Annotated in this window: 19 protein-coding genes; 7 read left to right on the plus strand and 12 right to left on the minus strand. The window is 72.7% G+C overall.

The window, feature by feature from the left end:
• Positions 1-203 precede the first annotated feature (203 nt).
• A complete protein-coding gene (locus ACWCO3_RS18445; protein WP_450011094.1) occupies positions 204-1,457 on the plus strand; it encodes an MFS transporter in 1,254 nt (417 codons plus the stop codon).
• Between the two features lie 46 nt (positions 1,458-1,503).
• Here ACWCO3_RS18445 and ACWCO3_RS18450 read toward each other — a convergent pair whose 3' ends face one another.
• The 3 genes from ACWCO3_RS18450 to ACWCO3_RS18460 form a co-directional block, all read right to left on the minus strand.
• Complete coding sequence (locus ACWCO3_RS18450; RefSeq protein WP_450011096.1) at positions 1,504-1,890, minus strand: VOC family protein; 387 nt, start codon at positions 1,888-1,890, stop codon at positions 1,504-1,506.
• A complete protein-coding gene (locus tag ACWCO3_RS18455) occupies positions 1,890-2,642 on the minus strand; it encodes a hypothetical protein (protein WP_450011098.1) in 753 nt (250 codons plus the stop codon). The genes ACWCO3_RS18450 and ACWCO3_RS18455 overlap by 1 nt, the downstream gene beginning before the upstream one ends.
• A 188-nt stretch (positions 2,643-2,830) precedes the next feature.
• Positions 2,831-3,244 carry a YchJ family protein gene (locus ACWCO3_RS18460; RefSeq protein ID WP_358078040.1) on the minus strand — a complete coding sequence of 138 codons (414 nt, stop codon included), beginning with the start codon at positions 3,242-3,244 and terminating at the stop codon, positions 2,831-2,833.
• A gap of 76 nt (positions 3,245-3,320) precedes the next feature.
• Here ACWCO3_RS18460 and ACWCO3_RS18465 point away from each other — a divergent pair, with 76 nt between their 5' ends.
• Positions 3,321-4,031: an MBL fold metallo-hydrolase gene (locus ACWCO3_RS18465; protein WP_145782638.1), complete on the plus strand. Its 711-nt coding sequence runs from the start codon at positions 3,321-3,323 to the stop codon at positions 4,029-4,031.
• Between the two features lie 10 nt (positions 4,032-4,041).
• Here ACWCO3_RS18465 and ACWCO3_RS18470 read toward each other — a convergent pair whose 3' ends face one another.
• From ACWCO3_RS18470 to ACWCO3_RS18485, 4 genes are all read right to left on the minus strand, one after another.
• Positions 4,042-5,142, minus strand: coding sequence for a magnesium and cobalt transport protein CorA (locus ACWCO3_RS18470; RefSeq protein WP_450011101.1), 1,101 nt, complete (start codon positions 5,140-5,142; stop codon positions 4,042-4,044).
• 94 nt (positions 5,143-5,236) lie between these two features.
• Entirely contained in the window at positions 5,237-5,848 is a 612-nt protein-coding gene (locus tag ACWCO3_RS18475; RefSeq protein ID WP_145782634.1) for a class F sortase, read from the minus strand.
• An 86-nt stretch (positions 5,849-5,934) separates the two neighbouring features.
• Entirely contained in the window at positions 5,935-6,420 is a 486-nt protein-coding gene (locus ACWCO3_RS18480; RefSeq protein ID WP_145782633.1) for a hypothetical protein, read from the minus strand.
• Positions 6,421-6,698: 278 nt separating this feature from the next.
• Entirely contained in the window at positions 6,699-7,526 is an 828-nt protein-coding gene (locus tag ACWCO3_RS18485; RefSeq protein ID WP_145782631.1) for an ArsR/SmtB family transcription factor, read from the minus strand.
• 134 nt (positions 7,527-7,660) lie between these two features.
• On the opposite strand from ACWCO3_RS18485, the gene ACWCO3_RS18490 reads away from it, so the two are divergent.
• Positions 7,661-8,899 carry a lycopene cyclase family protein gene (locus ACWCO3_RS18490; protein WP_450011104.1) on the plus strand — a complete coding sequence of 413 codons (1,239 nt, stop codon included), beginning with the start codon at positions 7,661-7,663 and terminating at the stop codon, positions 8,897-8,899.
• A gap of 132 nt (positions 8,900-9,031) precedes the next feature.
• Complete coding sequence (gene rnhA, locus ACWCO3_RS18495) at positions 9,032-9,505, plus strand: ribonuclease HI (RefSeq protein ID WP_145782626.1); 474 nt, start codon at positions 9,032-9,034, stop codon at positions 9,503-9,505.
• A gap of 3 nt (positions 9,506-9,508) precedes the next feature.
• Here the strand turns inward: rnhA and ACWCO3_RS18500 are convergent, their stop codons facing one another.
• The 3 genes from ACWCO3_RS18500 to ACWCO3_RS18510 all read right to left on the minus strand — a co-directional run bounded on the left by ACWCO3_RS18500 (position 9,509) and on the right by ACWCO3_RS18510 (position 11,938).
• A complete protein-coding gene (locus tag ACWCO3_RS18500; protein ID WP_088989852.1) occupies positions 9,509-9,745 on the minus strand; it encodes a preprotein translocase YidC in 237 nt (78 codons plus the stop codon).
• A gap of 138 nt (positions 9,746-9,883) precedes the next feature.
• Complete coding sequence (locus ACWCO3_RS18505) at positions 9,884-10,771, minus strand: pentapeptide repeat-containing protein (RefSeq protein WP_450011107.1); 888 nt, start codon at positions 10,769-10,771, stop codon at positions 9,884-9,886.
• Between the two features lie 69 nt (positions 10,772-10,840).
• A complete protein-coding gene (locus ACWCO3_RS18510; RefSeq protein ID WP_358168065.1) occupies positions 10,841-11,938 on the minus strand; it encodes a DUF5919 domain-containing protein in 1,098 nt (365 codons plus the stop codon).
• A gap of 173 nt (positions 11,939-12,111) precedes the next feature.
• On the opposite strand from ACWCO3_RS18510, the gene ACWCO3_RS18515 reads away from it, so the two are divergent.
• Complete coding sequence (locus ACWCO3_RS18515) at positions 12,112-12,720, plus strand: hypothetical protein (RefSeq protein WP_145782618.1); 609 nt, start codon at positions 12,112-12,114, stop codon at positions 12,718-12,720.
• 6 nt (positions 12,721-12,726) lie between these two features.
• Here the strand turns inward: ACWCO3_RS18515 and ACWCO3_RS18520 are convergent, their stop codons facing one another.
• Positions 12,727-13,533, minus strand: coding sequence for an SDR family oxidoreductase (locus ACWCO3_RS18520; RefSeq protein ID WP_450011110.1), 807 nt, complete (start codon positions 13,531-13,533; stop codon positions 12,727-12,729).
• Between the two features lie 61 nt (positions 13,534-13,594).
• Between ACWCO3_RS18520 and ACWCO3_RS18525 the strand changes: the two genes are divergently transcribed.
• Positions 13,595-14,197 carry an MBL fold metallo-hydrolase gene (locus tag ACWCO3_RS18525; protein ID WP_145782614.1) on the plus strand — a complete coding sequence of 201 codons (603 nt, stop codon included), beginning with the start codon at positions 13,595-13,597 and terminating at the stop codon, positions 14,195-14,197.
• Between the two features lie 113 nt (positions 14,198-14,310).
• Entirely contained in the window at positions 14,311-15,342 is a 1,032-nt protein-coding gene (locus ACWCO3_RS18530; protein WP_358168063.1) for an extracellular catalytic domain type 2 short-chain-length polyhydroxyalkanoate depolymerase, read from the plus strand.
• Positions 15,343-15,376: 34 nt separating this feature from the next.
• On the opposite strand, the gene ACWCO3_RS18535 is transcribed toward ACWCO3_RS18530, so the two are convergent.
• Positions 15,377-16,277: DUF6297 family protein (locus ACWCO3_RS18535; protein WP_450011112.1), on the minus strand; the 901-nt coding region annotated here is incomplete at its 5' end.

The following is a 16,277-nucleotide window of genomic DNA, read 5'->3' on the forward strand; positions in this document are numbered from 1 at the left end:
CCGTCCCGGGGGGGGTGGTATCCTTCGGGATCCCACCCCGCCGCACGTTGTCCGGCACGCCGAAAGCGCTGGCGAGCATGACGGGGCGCGGCTAGCATCCGGGCATGACCTGGCGACATTGATCCCGCCGCGTAGGCCGATCCCGTGGGCCACCGCGGGCACCGCACATCCGGTGTCCGTCTCCACTCCCACGGGAAGGCCCCATGATCCACATCGCCTCGCGCGTGCCCGAGCCGGCGGTCCGCCGGCTGACGGCCACCCTCTACGGGTACGCGTTCCTCAGCGACCTTGTCCTGCTCTACCCGCTGTACGTGGTGTTCTTCGCCGACACCGGGCTGTCCGTCGGGCAGATCTCGTCGCTCTTCGTCATCTGGTCGGCCGCCGGCATCCTGTTCGAGGTGCCGTCCGGCGCGTGGGCCGACGTGGTGTCCCGCCGACTGCTGTTGTGCCTCGCCCCGCTGGTGAGCGCCGCCGGGTTCGCGCTCTGGGTGCTGGTGCCCTCGTACCCGGCGTTCGCTCTCGGGTTCCTACTCTGGGGAGCGGGGGGAGCGTTGGTCTCCGGCGCGCTGGAGGCGCTGGTCTGGACCGAACTGGACCGGCTCGGCGCTGTCGACAGGTACGCCCGGGTGCTCGGACGCTCTCGGACAGCCGGCGTGCTGGGCGTGGTGCTCTCCGGCGTGCTCGCCGGCCCGGTGCTCGCCGCCGGCGGCTACCCGGCGGTGGGCGCCGCCAGCGTGCTCGCCTGTCTGCTCGCCGCGGCGGTCGCCGCCCGGTTCCCGGAGCACCGCCCAGCACCCGACGCGGCCGGGCCGGACGACGATGACGACCTGGGGTGGTGGGAGACGTTGCGGGCCGGGGTGGCCCAGGTCCGCACCCGTCCGCCGGTACGGGCCGCAGTCCTGCTGGTCGCCGTGATCGCCGCGGACTGGGGTGCCCTGGACGAGTACACCCCGCTGCTGGCCCTGGACACCGGTGTCGGCGCGCAGGCCGTGCCGTTGCTGCTCCTGCTGCTCTGGGCCGGGGTGACGGTCGGCGGACTGCTCGCCCCGGTGGGGGAGCGGTGGGGCAGTCGGGGTTACGCCGCACTGCTGGGTCTGGTCGGTGTCGGGCTGGCCGGGGGTGCCCTGCTCCGACACCCGGCGGGGTTCGCGCTGCTCGCGGTCGCGTTCGGCGCTGCCCAACTGGCCACCGTGCTGGCCGACGCGCGGCTCCAGGGCCGGATCAGCGGCGGCAGCCGCGCCACCGTCACGTCACTGGCCGGAATGGCCACCGACATGTTGATCATCGTGACGTACGCCGGCTATGGCCTGCTCGCCACGGTGGCCGGCAACGCGGTGGCGTTCGCGCTGACCGCCGCGGCGTACCTCGTGGTGGCGCTGGTGCTGGTGACCCGCCGCCGACGACGGACTGCCGTGCCCACCGGCGTCGCCGCAGCGGTGACGCGCGGCCCGGACTGACCGGGGCCCGGCGGCGTCCTCCTCCGGCCGCCGCCGGGTTGCGCGGTCAACCGGCCATGTGGAGGAACGACCACTGGTGGCCGTCGAGGTCCCGGAAACCGCGCATGTACATCGGCCCGTTGGTCATCCCCGGCCCGAGAGACTCCCCACCGGCGACCGCCGCCAGGTCGACCAGCTCGTCGACCCGCTCCCGGCTCGGCGCCGACAGCCCGACGACGACCTCCCGGCTGGTCTGCGTGTCGGTGACGGCGACCCCGGTGTACGACTCGAAGCCCGAGCGGAGGTGCAGCACCAGCCTGGTGCTCTCGGAGACGGTGAGCACCCTGGTGCCGCCGTCCGGCTCGGCCTGGTCGCTGGCGAAACCGAGCGCTCGGTAGAACTCGGCAGCGGTGGTCAGGTCGCGCACCGGCAGGTTGATGAAGGTCATGCTCATCAGTGGTCTCCGTTCGTTTCGAGCAGCACCTTCAACGCGGCGAGCCGCTCGCGCCAGTACGCCTTCAGCTCCGCGGCCTGCTCAGCTCCGGTCAGCTTCTCGTGCAGGACGTTGACCCGGGCCTTTGACTCGCCGACGGCGTCAATGCCGACGACGATCCTGGTGGGGCCACCGGCCCAGTCGGCCCGGAAACTGCGCGGCGCGGTGGCGGTACGGACACGTACCTCGACGTCGGGCAGCCAGCGGGCGCGTGCCGTCTCGTCGGCGAACGCCTCGAACAGTCGCACCGCCGGCGCGGCCACCGTCCGGCTCGCGCTGGCCTCGAAGCCACCGCCGCGTCGTTGACCCGGCGCGCGCAGGCCGCGTGCCTGCTCGTACCCGACGGTGATGGTCTGTGCCCACCAGCCCGGCACCTCGTGTTCGGTGACCAGGTGACGGGCGGTCCGGGTGTGCGTCCACTCGCTGGCGGACGCGGCGTCGAGCAGGGCGAACCATCCGTCCCAGCCGCGGCCGGTCCGGGCGCGGATCAGGTCCTCGGCGATCCGCTCGGTCTGCGCGGCGGCGGCCGCGGGAGAGGGTGCGGTGGTGGGTTCGGTCTGCGCTGAAGGGGACGCGGCGGTGGGCTCCGCAGCCGACGGCGCATCCGGCTCCGTGACCCGATTGATCAGGTGCCGGCGGGCCGTGGTGTAACTCTCGCCGGTCTTCTCCATCCGGGTCCGGACCCGGGCCTTGAACGATCTCTGGTTGGTCATCACATGCTCCCGGTCAACGGCACGGTCACCGGGACTCACGCTCCCGCCGACCCCGCCGGAGTGGGGCATGTGGCACCACGTCCCGAGGGCTCCGGGCCCCCCTTGCCTCCGCGTTGCCGGCGGCGTGAGCGCCGGGAGGGAGGTGCGGCGTAGGACGACGCCGACCTCATCCTACGCCAGATCGGCGGTCAGGGCTGGTCACCGTCGAGGTAGACCCATCGGCCTTCCTCGCGGACGAATCGGCTGTGCTCGGTCAAGGTGCCGGGTTGCCCCGCGTCGCGGTAATGGGCGTGGAAGGTCACCGTGCCGGCGGTGTCGAGCAGACCGCCCCGCTCGGTGTCGACGATCTCCAGTCGGGTCCACCGCTGCCCCGGGTCAAGCTCCAGCGACGCGGGCCGGGTCGACGAGTGCCAGCTGCGCAACAGGTAGCCGGTGTCGCCGAGGGCGAAGGCGCTGAACCGGGAGCGCATCAACGCCTCGGCCGTGGGCGCTGGCTTGTCGCCGCCGTGCGCCGGAGCGCAGCAGTCCGCGTACGCCTGCCCGGAGCCGCACGGGCAGGCCCGTCCCGTCGTCGTGTTCGCCCGTCGGCGTGCCTTACCCACCTCGCCATCCTGCCGTACCGGCCGTACCGCCCGAAGGTGACCCGGGCCGGTTGACGACCGTTCCTAGACTCTCGGCATGACGCGATCGCCCGCCGTGCCGCTCGCCCCGAACGTCTGGCGCATCCCGACTGTGGGCCGTTCGGCAGTCAACTCGTACGCGTTCGTCGACGACGACGGCAGCGTCACGCTCGTCGACTGCGGGCTGGCCAAGGCACCGGCCCGGATCGTGCGCGGGCTGGCGGCGATCGGCAAGGTGCCCGCCGACGTCACCCGGATCGTGTTGACCCACGCACACCCCGACCACGCGGGTGGCGCGGCGGAGATGTCGCGGCGTACGGGTGCCCCGGTGGCAGCGCACGTCGGCGACGTTCCGTACGCCGAGGAGGGCCGCGCGCCGGTCAGCGACCCGACGGTGACCGGCGGGCGGCTCTTCGCCCGGCTCAACAGCGGCCGGTTTCCGGCGGTGCGGGTGGCGCAGCCGCTGGCCGACGGTGACGTGCTCGACGTCGGTGGTGGCCTGCGGGTGGTGCACACCCCCGGCCACTCGCCGGGTCACGTGTCGCTGCTGCACGAACCGACCCGACTGTTGATCACCGGGGACGCGCTGTTCAACATTCTCGGGGTCCGCTATTCGCCGAAGGTGCTGTGCAGCAACTTCCAGATGACCCAGCAGACCGCCCACGTGTTCGGCGAGTTGGAGTACGACCTCGCCGCCTTCACCCACGGCCCGGAGTTGACCGACAAGCCCCGTGACCGCATTCGCGCGTTCCTCTCCGCGCACCGCTGAACAAGCGGCCTCACAGCCAGCCGGAGCGGCGGAACAGGCGGTACAGGGCCAGGGCGGCGACCGCCATCAGGGCGAGAGCGCCGGCGTACCCGTAGCGCCAGGCCAGCTCGGGCATGTGGTCGAAGTTCATGCCGTAGATGCCGGCGATGCCGGTCTGGGTGGCCGCGATGGCCGCCCACGCCGCGATCTTGCGCATGTCGTTGTTCTGCTCCACGGCGAGCTGCGCCAGCCGTGACTGGACGATCGAGGTGAGCAGGTCGTCGTACGCGGCCACCCGATCCACCGCCCGGCTCAACCGACCGTCCACGTCGACGAACCAGCGGTGCAGGGCACGGGGCGCGCCGTCGGGGTCGAGCAGCGTACGCAGGGGCGCCTGCAACGGCAGGACCGCCCTCTTGAACTCGACCACCTCCCGTTTGAGCTGGTAGATGTGCTGGATGTCGGCCGTACGGTCGCGGGCGAACACCGCCTCCTCGACCCGTTCCAGGTCCCGCTCGACGTGCCCGGCCACCTCCAGGTAGGAGTCGACCATCCGGGCGCAGACCGCGTACGCCACCGCCCACGGACCGGCGGCCAGCAGGGCGGGGCGGCCCTCGATACCGGCGCGGACGCTGCGGAGCGCCCCGGCGGCGCCGTGCCGCACGGTGATGGCGAACCGGTCCCCGAGCAGCACCATCACGTCCCCGGTGTCGATCACCTCGGAGGTGTCGGTCAGCTCGTCGTGTTCCACGTACCCGGCGGTGCGCAGCACCAGCAGCGTGACCGGCCCGTGGCGCTGCACAGTGGGTCGATGCCCGTCGGCGAGGGCCTGTTCGACGGTCAGCTCGTCCAGGCCGAAGGTGCGGCCGACCGCGGCGAGGACTGCCGGACCCGGGTCGTGCAACCCCAACCAGACGAAGGAGTCACGGGCGTGCTGGACGCGGGCGTACGCGTCGGCGTAGTGCGGTCGGCCGGGCTGGCGTCGACCGTTGACGTAGACGGCGCAGTCGACCACCGCGTCCGGGTTGGACCGGCGAGGGGTCGGGATGTCGCTCTCGATCCGGCCGAGCAGTCGACGGGCCAGGGCGCGTACGCCTCGACCGGCCCGGTCCCGTGTCGCTCGCTGATCCACCGTGTGCCCCCCGTCGCCGACGCACCGTCTCGATCAGGGATGGTGCCACCGCATTGTGCCGAGCACGGTCCGGCGTACGACAGCGGGGCGCGGCTCAGGAGGTGCGGGTGGCGAAGACGACGACGTTGTCGACGTAGTTGCCGGTCGCGGCGTCGAACCGGCCGCCGCAGGTGATCAGGCGCAGCGCGGCGGTGTCCGCCGGGCCGTAGACGAGCGTGGTCGGAAAGTGCTCCTTGGGGTACGCCCGCACGTCGTCCACTGTGAACGTGGCGACCTGCGTGTCGGCCCGGGTGACCTGGATCTGCTCGCCGGCGCGCAGCCGCCCGAGGTCGAAGAAGACCGCCGGGCCGGCCGGTGAGTCGACGTGTCCGACCAGGACGGCGTTGCCCATCTCACCAGGGCTCACCCCGTGCCGGTACCAGCCGGCGAGGGTGGGCCGGTCCAGTGGTGGCACCTCCAGTACCCCGGCCGCGTCGGCCCCGACGGGGACGACCTCTGCGCGTACGCCGATGGCGGTGATCTGCACCAGGACCGGCGCGGCGCGCGGGAGCGGCACCAGGTCCGGTGCCGGCTCGGTGCGTCGTGGCGCGTCGGCGGGCGGTCGTGGCGGCGTCGCCGGGTCGGCGGTGAGGCCGACCGTGATCAGCCCCAGCCCGCTCACGGCGAGCAGGGCGACCGCCGCCGGTAGGGTCCGCCGCCACCACACGTGGGCACCTCCGTTGGGATCGTCGGGATGCCCGCGCCGGTGTCGCCGGCGCGGGCACCCGTCCTCAGGGATGGAACAGCCGCCGGTCAGGCGACAGTGGACACCGGGCGGCGCCGGCGGACCAGGATCACCGCGCCGGCCAGGGCGGTGCCGAGCAGCGTGCCTCCGGCGGCCAGAGCGCCGTTGTCGCGGCTGTCGCCGCCGGAGCCGGCGGGCGCGCCGCCGATCGGGGTGACGGTGAACGTCGCGCTGCCTGCCGAACTGCCGTCGCCGCAGGTCGCGGCCACCGTGTACGTGCCCAGGGTGAACCCGGCGGTGAAGAGTTCGGCGCTCAGCCCACCGCCGGCGGCGGCCGTCGTGGACCTGACGTTCTGGTCGCGGTTGGGGCCGGTGACCCGGAACAGGGCGTCACCCGACTTCGGGTTGCAGGTCGTCGCGGTGAGCACGACGGTCCCTCCGACCGGGGTGGTGGCCGGTGACACCGTGGTGTCGGCCAGTGCGGCGCCTGGCAGCAGGAGTGTGCCGAGGCCCACGCCGAGCGCCGCCGAGCAGAGTGCTGTTGAGACCTTCATACGCGTCTTCCCTCACTTTTCGTCCGCTGACTGCGTGGGACGTCGTTCGGGTGGCCAACTCCGTGACTAGCACCGGTGTGCCCAACACTAGGTGGGTTGGGCCCACGATCAGGTGAAAATGAGAATTCCTCGTTGCCGTCACGTGTCCACCCGAAGGCGGGGAGAGCTGCGCAAAGGCCCGGACGGCCCGAGCAGCGCCGGTCCTCCGGTCGATGTCGGGCTGTCGCGGCTGGGTCGATGGCGAGGTATCTACAGAAATACGCCGGCTGGGCGTCCGGTCAGCCGGCCGGGGTCGGCTCGGGCATCGGCTCGCCGGTTTCGAGGAGCGTCTTTAGGCTGGCCAGCAGCTCCGGCCAGCCTCCACTGCCGTCGAGTTGGCCGCTGATCGCCCGGTGCATCTCGCTGTCGGGGGAAAAGTCTGCGTGGATCACGGTCAGCCGGACAGCCGCCGGGCCGTGCGGCTCGATCTCGAACGTCACTGTCGACCGACGCTCGCCGAGTCGGGCGGCCAACTCCTCGGCGGACCAGCCGAAGTGCTCGGCGTGCTCCGGTTGGAAGCCGTGCCAGCTGTAGGAGAGGCGACGGTACGGCTCCGCGGCCAGCACCCGCTGGCCGAGATCGCGGGGCTCGTCGCCGGGCGCGTCCTGCCACAACACTGGTGACCCGACCTGCCAGTCCGACACGAGCGCGATCCCACCCCAGTAGCGACGGGTGAACGCCGGTTCGATGAGTGCGGCCCACAGTCGCTGCGGAGTCGTCGTGACGTACGTCGTGTAGGCGAAGGTCGGGCTCTCCATGGGTTGTCGCTCCAATGCGGTGGTCAGGTCGGCGAGGGTGGCGGCGCGCTCGCGGTCGTAGCGGCTGAGCCACCGGTCGGCGATGGCGTTGATCGGGGCAGCGTTGAGGTAGTGCACCTTTTCCCGGCCTCGCCGCACGCTCGTGACGAGGTTGGCCGCCTCCAGGACCGAGAGGTGCTTGCTGACCGCCTGCCGGGTCGTCGCCAGCCCGTCGCAGAGCTCCCGCAGGGTCTGGCCGTTGCGCACGTTGAGCCGGTCGAGCAGCTGACGTCGGCTGGGGTCGGCCAGCGCCCGGAACGCCTCGTCCACCGACCCTCCCCCAACAGGCAACCGTCTGGTTGCCAATGACGATAGGCAACCGAATGGTTGCCCGTCAAGCGTCGCACCGCGCGCCGGCCGGAGCGGCGTGACCGTCCGCTCAGCGATGTGGCAGCGTGGGGCGGGTGACCGAATCCGCGCCGCTGGACGTCGACCTCGCGCTACTCGGCGGCGGCGGCGCGGCGTCCTTGCTGCTCGCCGCGCTGGACCGGCACGGCGTCCACGACCTGCGCATCGCCGTCGTCGACCCCGTCCGCCGGCGCGGTCAGGACCGCACCTGGGCGTTCTGGGGCCACCCGGGCACCGACCTGGACCCGCTGCTCAGCGCGAGCTGGCAACAGGTTGAGGTGGCGACCGCGGCGCGACGCCGCGTCCTGGACCTGACCCCGCTGCGGTACACCATGCTCCGCTCCGGCCCGGTCTACGACCGGGCTGCCGCGGCCGAGCGCCGGCTCGACGCCACCCGGATCGTCGCGCCCGCCGACACGGTGACCGACGACGGCACGCGGGTGCGGGTACGCACCGGCGACGGGCAGACCGTCCGGGCCGGATGGGTGCTCGACTCGCGCCCCCGCCCACCGGCGCGCGCCGGACGGACCACCTGGCTGCAGCACTTCCGCGGCTGGTGGCTGGAGGCCGACCGTCCCGTCTTCGACCCGGCGCGCGCGGTGCTGATGGACTTCCGTACCCCGCAGCCGCCCCGGGGCGTCTCCTTCGGGTACGTGTTGCCGGTGAGCGACCGCTACGCCCTGGTCGAGTACACCGAGTTCTCGCCCGACCTGCTCACCGACGCCGGGTACGACGCGGCGCTGGCCGCCTACCGGGACCTGCTCGGGCTGGACCCGGCCGGACTGCGGGTACGCGAGGTGGAGAACGGCGTGATCCCGATGACCGACGCGCCGTTTCCCGCCCGGCCCTCGCCCCGGGTGATCCGACTCGGTACCGCCGGCGGCGCGACCCGCCCCTCCACCGGCTTCACCTTCTCCGCCATGTACCGCCAGGCCGACCAGGTGGCCCGCGCCCTCGCGGCGGGGCGACCGCCGGTGCCCCAGGCGGCGTACCCCCGCCGACACCGCTGGATGGACGCGGTGGCGTTGCGGGCGTTGGACCGGGGCGGGGTCGGTGGCCCGGACTTCTTCGACCGGCTCTTCGACCGCAACCCCGCCGAGCGGGTGCTGCGCTTCCTCGACGGTGTGACCACCCCGGCCGAGGAGGTCGCCATCATGAACTCCACCCGGCTGCTCCCGATGATCGCCGCCACCGCCGGCGACGCGGCGCACCGCGTCCGCGATCGGCTGCGGCCCACCCGACCCGCGCCGGCCGTCCCGCCCGCCGTGGTCGGCGCGGAGCCCAGCGGCGGATAGGGCTCCGCCGGGCCCACCGGCGTCGCCTGTGCCGGAGCCTGTCGAGCTGCCCCGCAGGTGGGGCATGACGTCCCGGCGCGCCCGGGCCCCCGGACAGCGAGGACGACGTCACCGCGCGGTAGGTTGCCGGGCATGGTGGACGCGGCGGCCGGCAGGGGCGTGCAGATCTGGACCGACGGGGCGTGCAGTGGCAACCCCGGGCCGGGCGGTTGGGGCGCCCTGCTGCGCTACGGCGACCACGAGCGGGAGCTGTGCGGCGGCGAGGCCACGCCGACCACCAACAACCGGATGGAGCTGATGGCGGCCATCCAGGCGTTGGAGAGCCTGAACCGGCCGGTCACCGTGGAGCTGCACACCGACAGCACCTACGTGCGCAACGGCATCACCAGTTGGCTGGCGTCCTGGAAGCGCAACGGTTGGCAGACCGCCGCGAAGCAGCCGGTGAAGAACGCCGACCTGTGGCAGCGGCTGGAGGCGGCCTGCGAGCGGCACCAGGTCACCTGGCTGTGGGTCAAGGGACACAACGGTCACCCGGAGAACGAGCGGGCCGACGGGCTGGCCAACAAGGGCATGACCGAGGCCCGGGCCGCGCTCGCCAGCCGCTGACCGTCAGCGGGTCGCGTCCGGGTGCCCGGGCATGCTGGACCCACCGCCGCTGCTGCCCGACGAGCCGCCGGTCATGCCCGAGCTGTTGTCCTCGGTCACGATGTCCGGGCGCACGTCGGTGTCGGCCGGCGCCGGAACCTCGGTGTCCGCCTCGACCTGCACCAGCGGCACCTGGCCGGCCTCGTCCTCGCTGTGCTGCGGGTCGCCCGGCAGCTCACCGTCGCGTTTTCGGAAACCCACGCCGTGCCCCCCGTCGATACCGGTCAGCGTCGGCGCTGGCTACCCGGCGTCGTCCCGGCCGAAACCTTGCGGTGTGGGCGTGTCGTCACGCGGTGGCCGGGTGCGCGATTCGCGCTGCTCAGCGGTACCGACGGAGGTTCAGCGTCGCCGGCCGCGCCGGGCGGGGGCACCGGCCCGCGACGGCTGGCGGACCGGGGTGAGAGTCAGGGCCGTCCAGTGCGGCGGCCGGGTCACTGTCGCCGGCAGGCTGGTACGCGCGTCACCCCGGGCGGCGTCCAGTTGCGCCTGGTGCAGGAAGAGAGTGTGGCGCAGGTCGGCGCCGCGCAGGTCGGCCCCGCGCAGATCCGCCCCGGTGACGTCGGCGAGACCCAGGTCGACGTCGCGGAGGTCGGCGCCGATCAGCAGCGCCCCGCGCAGGTTGGCCCGGCGCAGGTCGACCCGGCGCAGGTCGACGCCGAGCAGGTGCGCGCCCCGGTGGTCGACGCCGCCGGGGGAGCGGGCCACGTCGCTGGCCCGCGACAGCAGGGGGTTGATCCGGGCCCGGTGCGCGGCGACGTCCACCGCACGCAGCTGCGAGACGTCATCTGCGGTGAGCACGGCGGTCGCGGCGCGGGCATGCGCCAACTCGTCGCGCAGGTCGGCCGGCGGGTGCAGCGCCACCGCCGCGTCGAGATACCAGAGCAGTTCGTGCAGCGGTCGCAGCACGGCGAACGCCTCCGCCATGGCCGGCAACGTCTCCGGCGCGTCCCGCCAGTCCCGTCCGCCGAAGGTGACCTGCGCGACCTGCTGCCCGGCGCCGAAGCAGTCGAACACCGTGCAGCCGGGGAAGCCGCGTTGCCGCAGCTCGGTGTGGATGCCGCACTTGTGGTCCGTGCCCAGGTTGGGGCAGGGCTGCCCGGCCGGCTTGTCGATGGCGAAGTCGGCCGACGCGGCGAAGGCGGGCACCACGCAGCACAGCCCGAAGCAGCGCCCGCAGTCCGCGCGTAACTGCGTCGACTGCGGCGGCGGTGCGGGGCTGGGTGACACGCGGACGTCCTCCTGGTGCGGGCGAGGCCTCCATTGTTCCGCGTACCGAACCGACCTGACCGTCGGGGGTCACCGTCCGTGGTTGTCCCCGGCCGTCGCGGACCGGGGTTCCGGCATACGGGAGGCGCCCGGCGGCGGCACCAGCCGATAGACAGCCCGGCGGCCGTCGTCGTGCCCGTACTTCTGGTCGAAGTGCCGTTTCACGACCTCGGCCGGCGTGTGGTCACCGTCGGCCGGCTCTGCCAGCGCGAACACGGCGGGTGCCGCCGCGGGTGCGCGGGGCGGCAACACGGCTCGCACGGTCAGCGGCCCGGTCACCCGGAAGTCACGGCAGTCGACGTAGTGCTGCCCGTCCACCGTCACGTACGGCACGCGTACCTCGACCACGTCCGAGTCGTCGTGGCGCAGGGTGACCGTGACGGACCAGTACCGTTCCAGGTTCAGGGTGGCCTGGTCGTGCTCCCACAGCTCCTCGAACCGGGCGTGCACGAACCCGCCCCACGGGCTGTCCATGTCGACTTCCAGTTGAGGAACGTTGAACGACAACTTCCCGATCGGGAAGAACGAGATCAACGCCCGCCCGTCCCACTGGTAGAGCTGGATCGACGGCGAGGCGTCGTAGAGCCGGACCTGTAGGCGGTGCCGCAGACGGCTGTCGAGGGCGTCGGCGAAGGCGGAGAGGTGACGCAGGTTGGCGCGGATCTGCCGGGGTACGTCCACCCGCTGCCGCTCCAACTCCTCGGAGCGCTGCTGGGCGGCGGTGCAGTCCGGGTCGAGCAGGAGCAACTGCACCTGTGCCCCGTTGGCGAGCGCCGCCCGGATCGCGGTCAGGGTCTCCTCGCGGTGCCGTTGCTCCAGCAGGATCGTCCAGGTGTCGAGGATGCGGACGCGGCGGCCGGAGCGGTGCAGCCGCGTCACGAAGGCCTGCTGGTCGAAGCTCAGGTGCTCCTGCACCCGCGCCTTGCGGGCCTCCTCGAACAGCGGGTCGAAGATGACGTACGAGATGGCCGCGAGCACCACGCTGGCCCCGAGGTTGAGCAACAGGTCGCTGAGGAAACCGGTGCTGCGCCAGGCGCCCAGCAGCATCACGACGGCGATCCCGAGCAGCGCCCCACCGACGCCGAAGGCGCGCCGCTGTCGGCCACCTCGACCAGCCCACCCCGGCATCCGATCCCCCTCCGCCGTCGGCCGGCCCGGCCCACCGATCCGAAACGCGGACGATACGTGCCGGCTTCGTCGGCCGCTGTCCCGTTCGGGGGCGACGGTTTCGCCGCCCTTACCGACTCCACCCCTCATAGGGTGACGGTAACGGGGTGGCGCGACCACGGAGGGTAGGCGCGGTGGACGACAGTGAACGTGAGCAGGCGTTGCTCAGCGCGTTGACCACCGAGCACTACGCGTTGGAGAGCGCCCGCGCCGGCACGATCGCCGAGGCCACCGGCCGGGCCACCATCTTCCTGTCCGTCCTGTCGGCAGGCCTGATCGGGCTCGGTTTCGTGGCCACCAACGAGACGCTGGTCCGGCCGTACCTCGGCGCGGTGCTCCCGACCCTGCTCGTCGTCGGGTTGCTGACCTTCCTGCGGCTTGTCGAGACCACCGTCGAGAACGCGTTGGACCTGCGGCGGATCCAACGCATCCGCGCCTACTACCACCACCGGTTCGCCAGCGAGCACGACTTCTTCAGCGATGCGGTCACCGACGAGGGCACGATGCGCTCGGCCTGGAAGCTGGTCGGCATCAAGCGTGGGTGGTGGGAGTTCCTACTCACCACTGCCGCTCTGGTCGGTGCCGTGAACGCGGTGCTGCTCGGCCTCGGGGTCGCCCTGCTGGCCGGGCTGGCCGGGGTCGAGCACGTCCTGGCGATCCCAGCCGGGGTGGTGGCGGCGCTTGTCGCGTTCGCCGCCCAGTTCGTCTACATCCTGCGCACGGCGGCGGTCGAACCGCTGTGACGGCGATCAGACCGAACGCCAGTCGTTCGAGGTCAGGCTGTTCGCCTGCGGGCCCATCAGCAGCATGCCGCCGTCCACCGGCCAGGAGGCCCCGGTGACATAGCTGGCCGCGGGAGAGGCGAGAAACGCCACCACGGCGGCGACCTCCCGGGCGTCGCCCGGCCGCCCCACCGGTACTCCAGGACGTTCCCGGGTGAACGGGTCGACGTCCTCCTGGCCCGTCATCGGCGTGGCGATCTCGCCCGGGGCGACCGCGTTGACGGTGATCCCGTCGGCGGCCAGCTCCTGTGCCATCACGCGGTTCAGCAGACCGAGTCCGCCCTTGGCTGCGCAGTAGGCGGCCGAGCCCACCCGGGGCGCGTGTTCGTGCACGCTGGTGATGGTGATGATCCGCCCGCCGGTGCCGGCGTCCCGCATCCGTCGGGCGGCCCGCTGCGCGCACAGGAACGGTGCGTCGAGGTCGACGGCGAGCACCTCGCGCCACTGCTCCCACCCGGTGTCGACGAACGGCGCGGACCCGCCGATGCCGGCGTTGTTGACCAGCACCCCGATGCCGCTCAGCCGATCGGTCAGGTCGTCCACCACCGCCGCCGCCCCCGGCAATCGACGCAGGTCCACCTCGGCGACCTCGCAGCGACGACCGGCGGCGCGGACCTCGGTCGCGGTCCGCTCGGCACCGTCGGGGTCGCCGTACCAGGTGATGCCGATGTCGAAGCCCGCCTCGGCCAGGGCGATGGCGCAGGCCTTGCCGATGCCGGAGTCCGCGCCGGTGACCACGGCGATTCTCGGGTAGTTCTCGTATCGCTGGGGCATGGTGCCGCACTACCCGTCCGGGCTCGGCCCAACCGTCACACCGGCGGCGTACCGTCGCCGGATGCGGATCACGCGGTTCACCCATGCCTGCGTCCGGGTCGAGCACGACGGCGGGGTGTTGGTGATCGACCCGGGGACGTGGAGCGAGCCACGTGCCCTGGTCGGCGCGGACGCCGTCCTGGTCACCCACGAGCACACCGACCACGTGGACGTGCTGCGCCTCGCCGGTCTGGGCGTTCCCGTGTACGCCCCGGAGGGTGCCCGACTGCCCGACCTCGCGCCGCTGCCGGTTACCCGGGTCCGCGCGGGGCAACGCTTCACGGCGGCCGGCATCGAGGTCAGTGCCCACGGCGGCCGGCACGCGGCGATCCACGAGGGACAGCCGGACTGCCCCAACCTGGGCTACCTGGTCGGTGACGGGCTCTACCACCCCGGTGACTCGTTGCACGTGCCGGACGAGCCGGTACGCACAGTGCTCGTCCCGGCCCAGGGGTCGTGGCTGCGCCTCGACGAGGCGATCCGGTTCGCTGCCGCCGTCGGTGCCGCCGCGGCCTACCCGATCCACGACGCGCAGCTCAACGAGCGTGGCCTGGCCAGCGTCGCCGGCTGGTTCGGCGAGACGATCCCCGGCTACCGCCACCTCGCCCCCGGCGACACCGCCTGAGGGACCACACCGGTGGCGGCGAACGTGTCGGCCGCCCTCATATCTGATGTGGTCTATGTCACGGTAGCTTCGGCGCGCGTCGACGCCCCTGTCGGCGCTGCCGAGGAGCGCCCATGTCCACACCGCGGAAGATCGCCACCACCCTCGCCGCCGTCCTTCTGCTGGCCCTGACCACCGCGACCCCCGCCCAGGCCGCCACCCCGCCCACCAAGACCCCGGTCGCCGGGTCGTTGGGCACCTACAACGTCTCCGGCGTCTACGTCGCCGGTGTCTCCTCCGGTGGCTACATGGCCACGCAACTGCACGTCGCCTACTCGTCCCGCATCCGCGGCGCGGCCGTGTTCGCCGCCGGGCCGTACTACTGCTCCCAGAACACCGTCGCGCAGGCGCTCTACGGCTGCGGCGACAACGTGTACCCGACGAATCTCACGGCGCTGCAGGCCTACACCCGCACGTGGGCGTCGTACGGCTGGGTCGACCCGGTCGGCAACCTGTCCGGCGATCCGGTGTACGTGTTCCACGGCGTCAACGACACCACCGTCAAGAAGTCCGTCACCGACGACCTGGCCCGCTACTACCAGCACTTCGGTGCCAGCGTGCAGTACGACAGCGGTTCCGCCGCCGGTCACTCCTGGGTCACCCCGTACGGCACCCTCGGGTGCACGGCGACCGCCTCGCCCTTCCTCAACGACTGCGGCACCGACCCGCAGAACGCGCTGCTGCGCAAACTGCTCGGCGGGGTGAACGCACCGAACACCGGCGCGCTCGGCGGCACGCTCGTCCGGTTCAACCAGAACACCTTCGCTGTCAACGGCTGGGCCAACGGGTTGAGCATGGACGCCAACGGCTACGCCTACGTCCCGTCGGCCTGCGCGGCCGGCCAGTCGTGCCGACTGCTGGTCGCCCTCCACGGCTGCGCGCAGGGATCCGGCGCGGTGGGCACTGCCTTCGTCGACCGGGCCAACCTCAACCAGTACGCCGACACCAACAACCTGATCGTCCTCTACCCGCAGGCGGGCACCAGCCTCAGCAACCCGAACGGCTGCTGGGACTGGTGGGGCTACCTCGGCGCGACCAACTTCCCGATCAAGGGCGGCGCGCAGGTGGAGACCATCATGAACATGGTCCGTCGCCTGGACGGCTGAGCGCCCGGGCTGGCCGGTCGAGGGTGCTGGCCGGTCAGCCCAGGAACAGCTGGACCAGGACGAGCACGGCCAGCAGCGCCGGCCCCCGTGAGCCCTGACGCAGCAGGTCGACCGGGACCATCCCGAACGGGGTGTTGACGGTCGCGCCGCCGTAGTCGATCGGCGGGCGGGTGCCGGCCCGGAACGCGGCGGCCACCACCCCGAGCGCCAGCGTCGGCGCGAGCCACGCCGGCCCCGGGTCGACGGTCGGCACTGTCAGCAACCACCACAGAGCCGCGCCGACCGCCGGCACCACCACGTGGATGCCGCGCAGCAGGTTGTCGCTGCCCCCGAGCGCCCGACGCAGCCCGGGTGAGCGGCTGATCGACCGCAGACCACCGGTCAGCCGGTCGACGGCGAGGTACGCGAACACCACCTGCGCGGCCCCGGCCAACCCGGGCATGGCGAGCGCGGCAGCGTACTGCACCCCGATCAGCGCCGCCCAGATCAGCACGGCGCTCGGGTGGCGGCGCAGTCGTCGTACGTCGGCCTGGAGCAGCGCCCACCAGCCCGGACCGGGCCGGAACCGGCTGCTGCGGACCTTGCCGACCCGACGCCACCGCCGGCTCTCCACCAGCCCGGCGAGGAGACTCGGGTCCAGCAGGATCATGGCCGTGGAGGCGGCGTTGGCGAACTGGGCGCCGGTGGTCAGCGTGGCCCGGTCGACGCGGGGCAGCGCGCGTACCGCGAGGACCGTGCCGAGGCCTACGAGCGGCACCGCCACGGCGAACAGCGCGATGGTGGGCGTCGTCGTCGGCCGGGGCAACGCGTCGCCCAAGCCCCCGACGAGCACCACCGCGCCGGTGATCACGGCGGCCGCCACCAGCGGGACCGCACCGACCAGCGTCGGCCACCGTCGACCGGCCCGGCTGCTCTGGGCGACGACGCTGAGCGCC

Source organism: Micromonospora sp. NPDC002411 (assembly GCF_053592955.1).

Coding starts and splice junctions, on each gene's coding strand:
- ACWCO3_RS18445 (WP_450011094.1), top strand. CDS start 204: ATGATCCACATCGCCTCGCGCGTGCCCGAGCCGGCGGTCCGCCGGCTG.
- ACWCO3_RS18450 (WP_450011096.1), bottom strand. CDS start 1,890: ATGAGCATGACCTTCATCAACCTGCCGGTGCGCGACCTGACCACCGCT.
- ACWCO3_RS18455 (WP_450011098.1), bottom strand. CDS start 2,642: ATGACCAACCAGAGATCGTTCAAGGCCCGGGTCCGGACCCGGATGGAG.
- ACWCO3_RS18465 (WP_145782638.1), top strand. CDS start 3,321: ATGACGCGATCGCCCGCCGTGCCGCTCGCCCCGAACGTCTGGCGCATC.
- ACWCO3_RS18480 (WP_145782633.1), bottom strand. CDS start 6,420: ATGAAGGTCTCAACAGCACTCTGCTCGGCGGCGCTCGGCGTGGGCCTC.
- rnhA (WP_145782626.1), top strand. CDS start 9,032: ATGGTGGACGCGGCGGCCGGCAGGGGCGTGCAGATCTGGACCGACGGG.
- ACWCO3_RS18510 (WP_358168065.1), bottom strand. CDS start 11,938: ATGCCGGGGTGGGCTGGTCGAGGTGGCCGACAGCGGCGCGCCTTCGGC.
- ACWCO3_RS18520 (WP_450011110.1), bottom strand. CDS start 13,533: ATGCCCCAGCGATACGAGAACTACCCGAGAATCGCCGTGGTCACCGGC.
- ACWCO3_RS18525 (WP_145782614.1), top strand. CDS start 13,595: ATGCGGATCACGCGGTTCACCCATGCCTGCGTCCGGGTCGAGCACGAC.
- ACWCO3_RS18530 (WP_358168063.1), top strand. CDS start 14,311: ATGTCCACACCGCGGAAGATCGCCACCACCCTCGCCGCCGTCCTTCTG.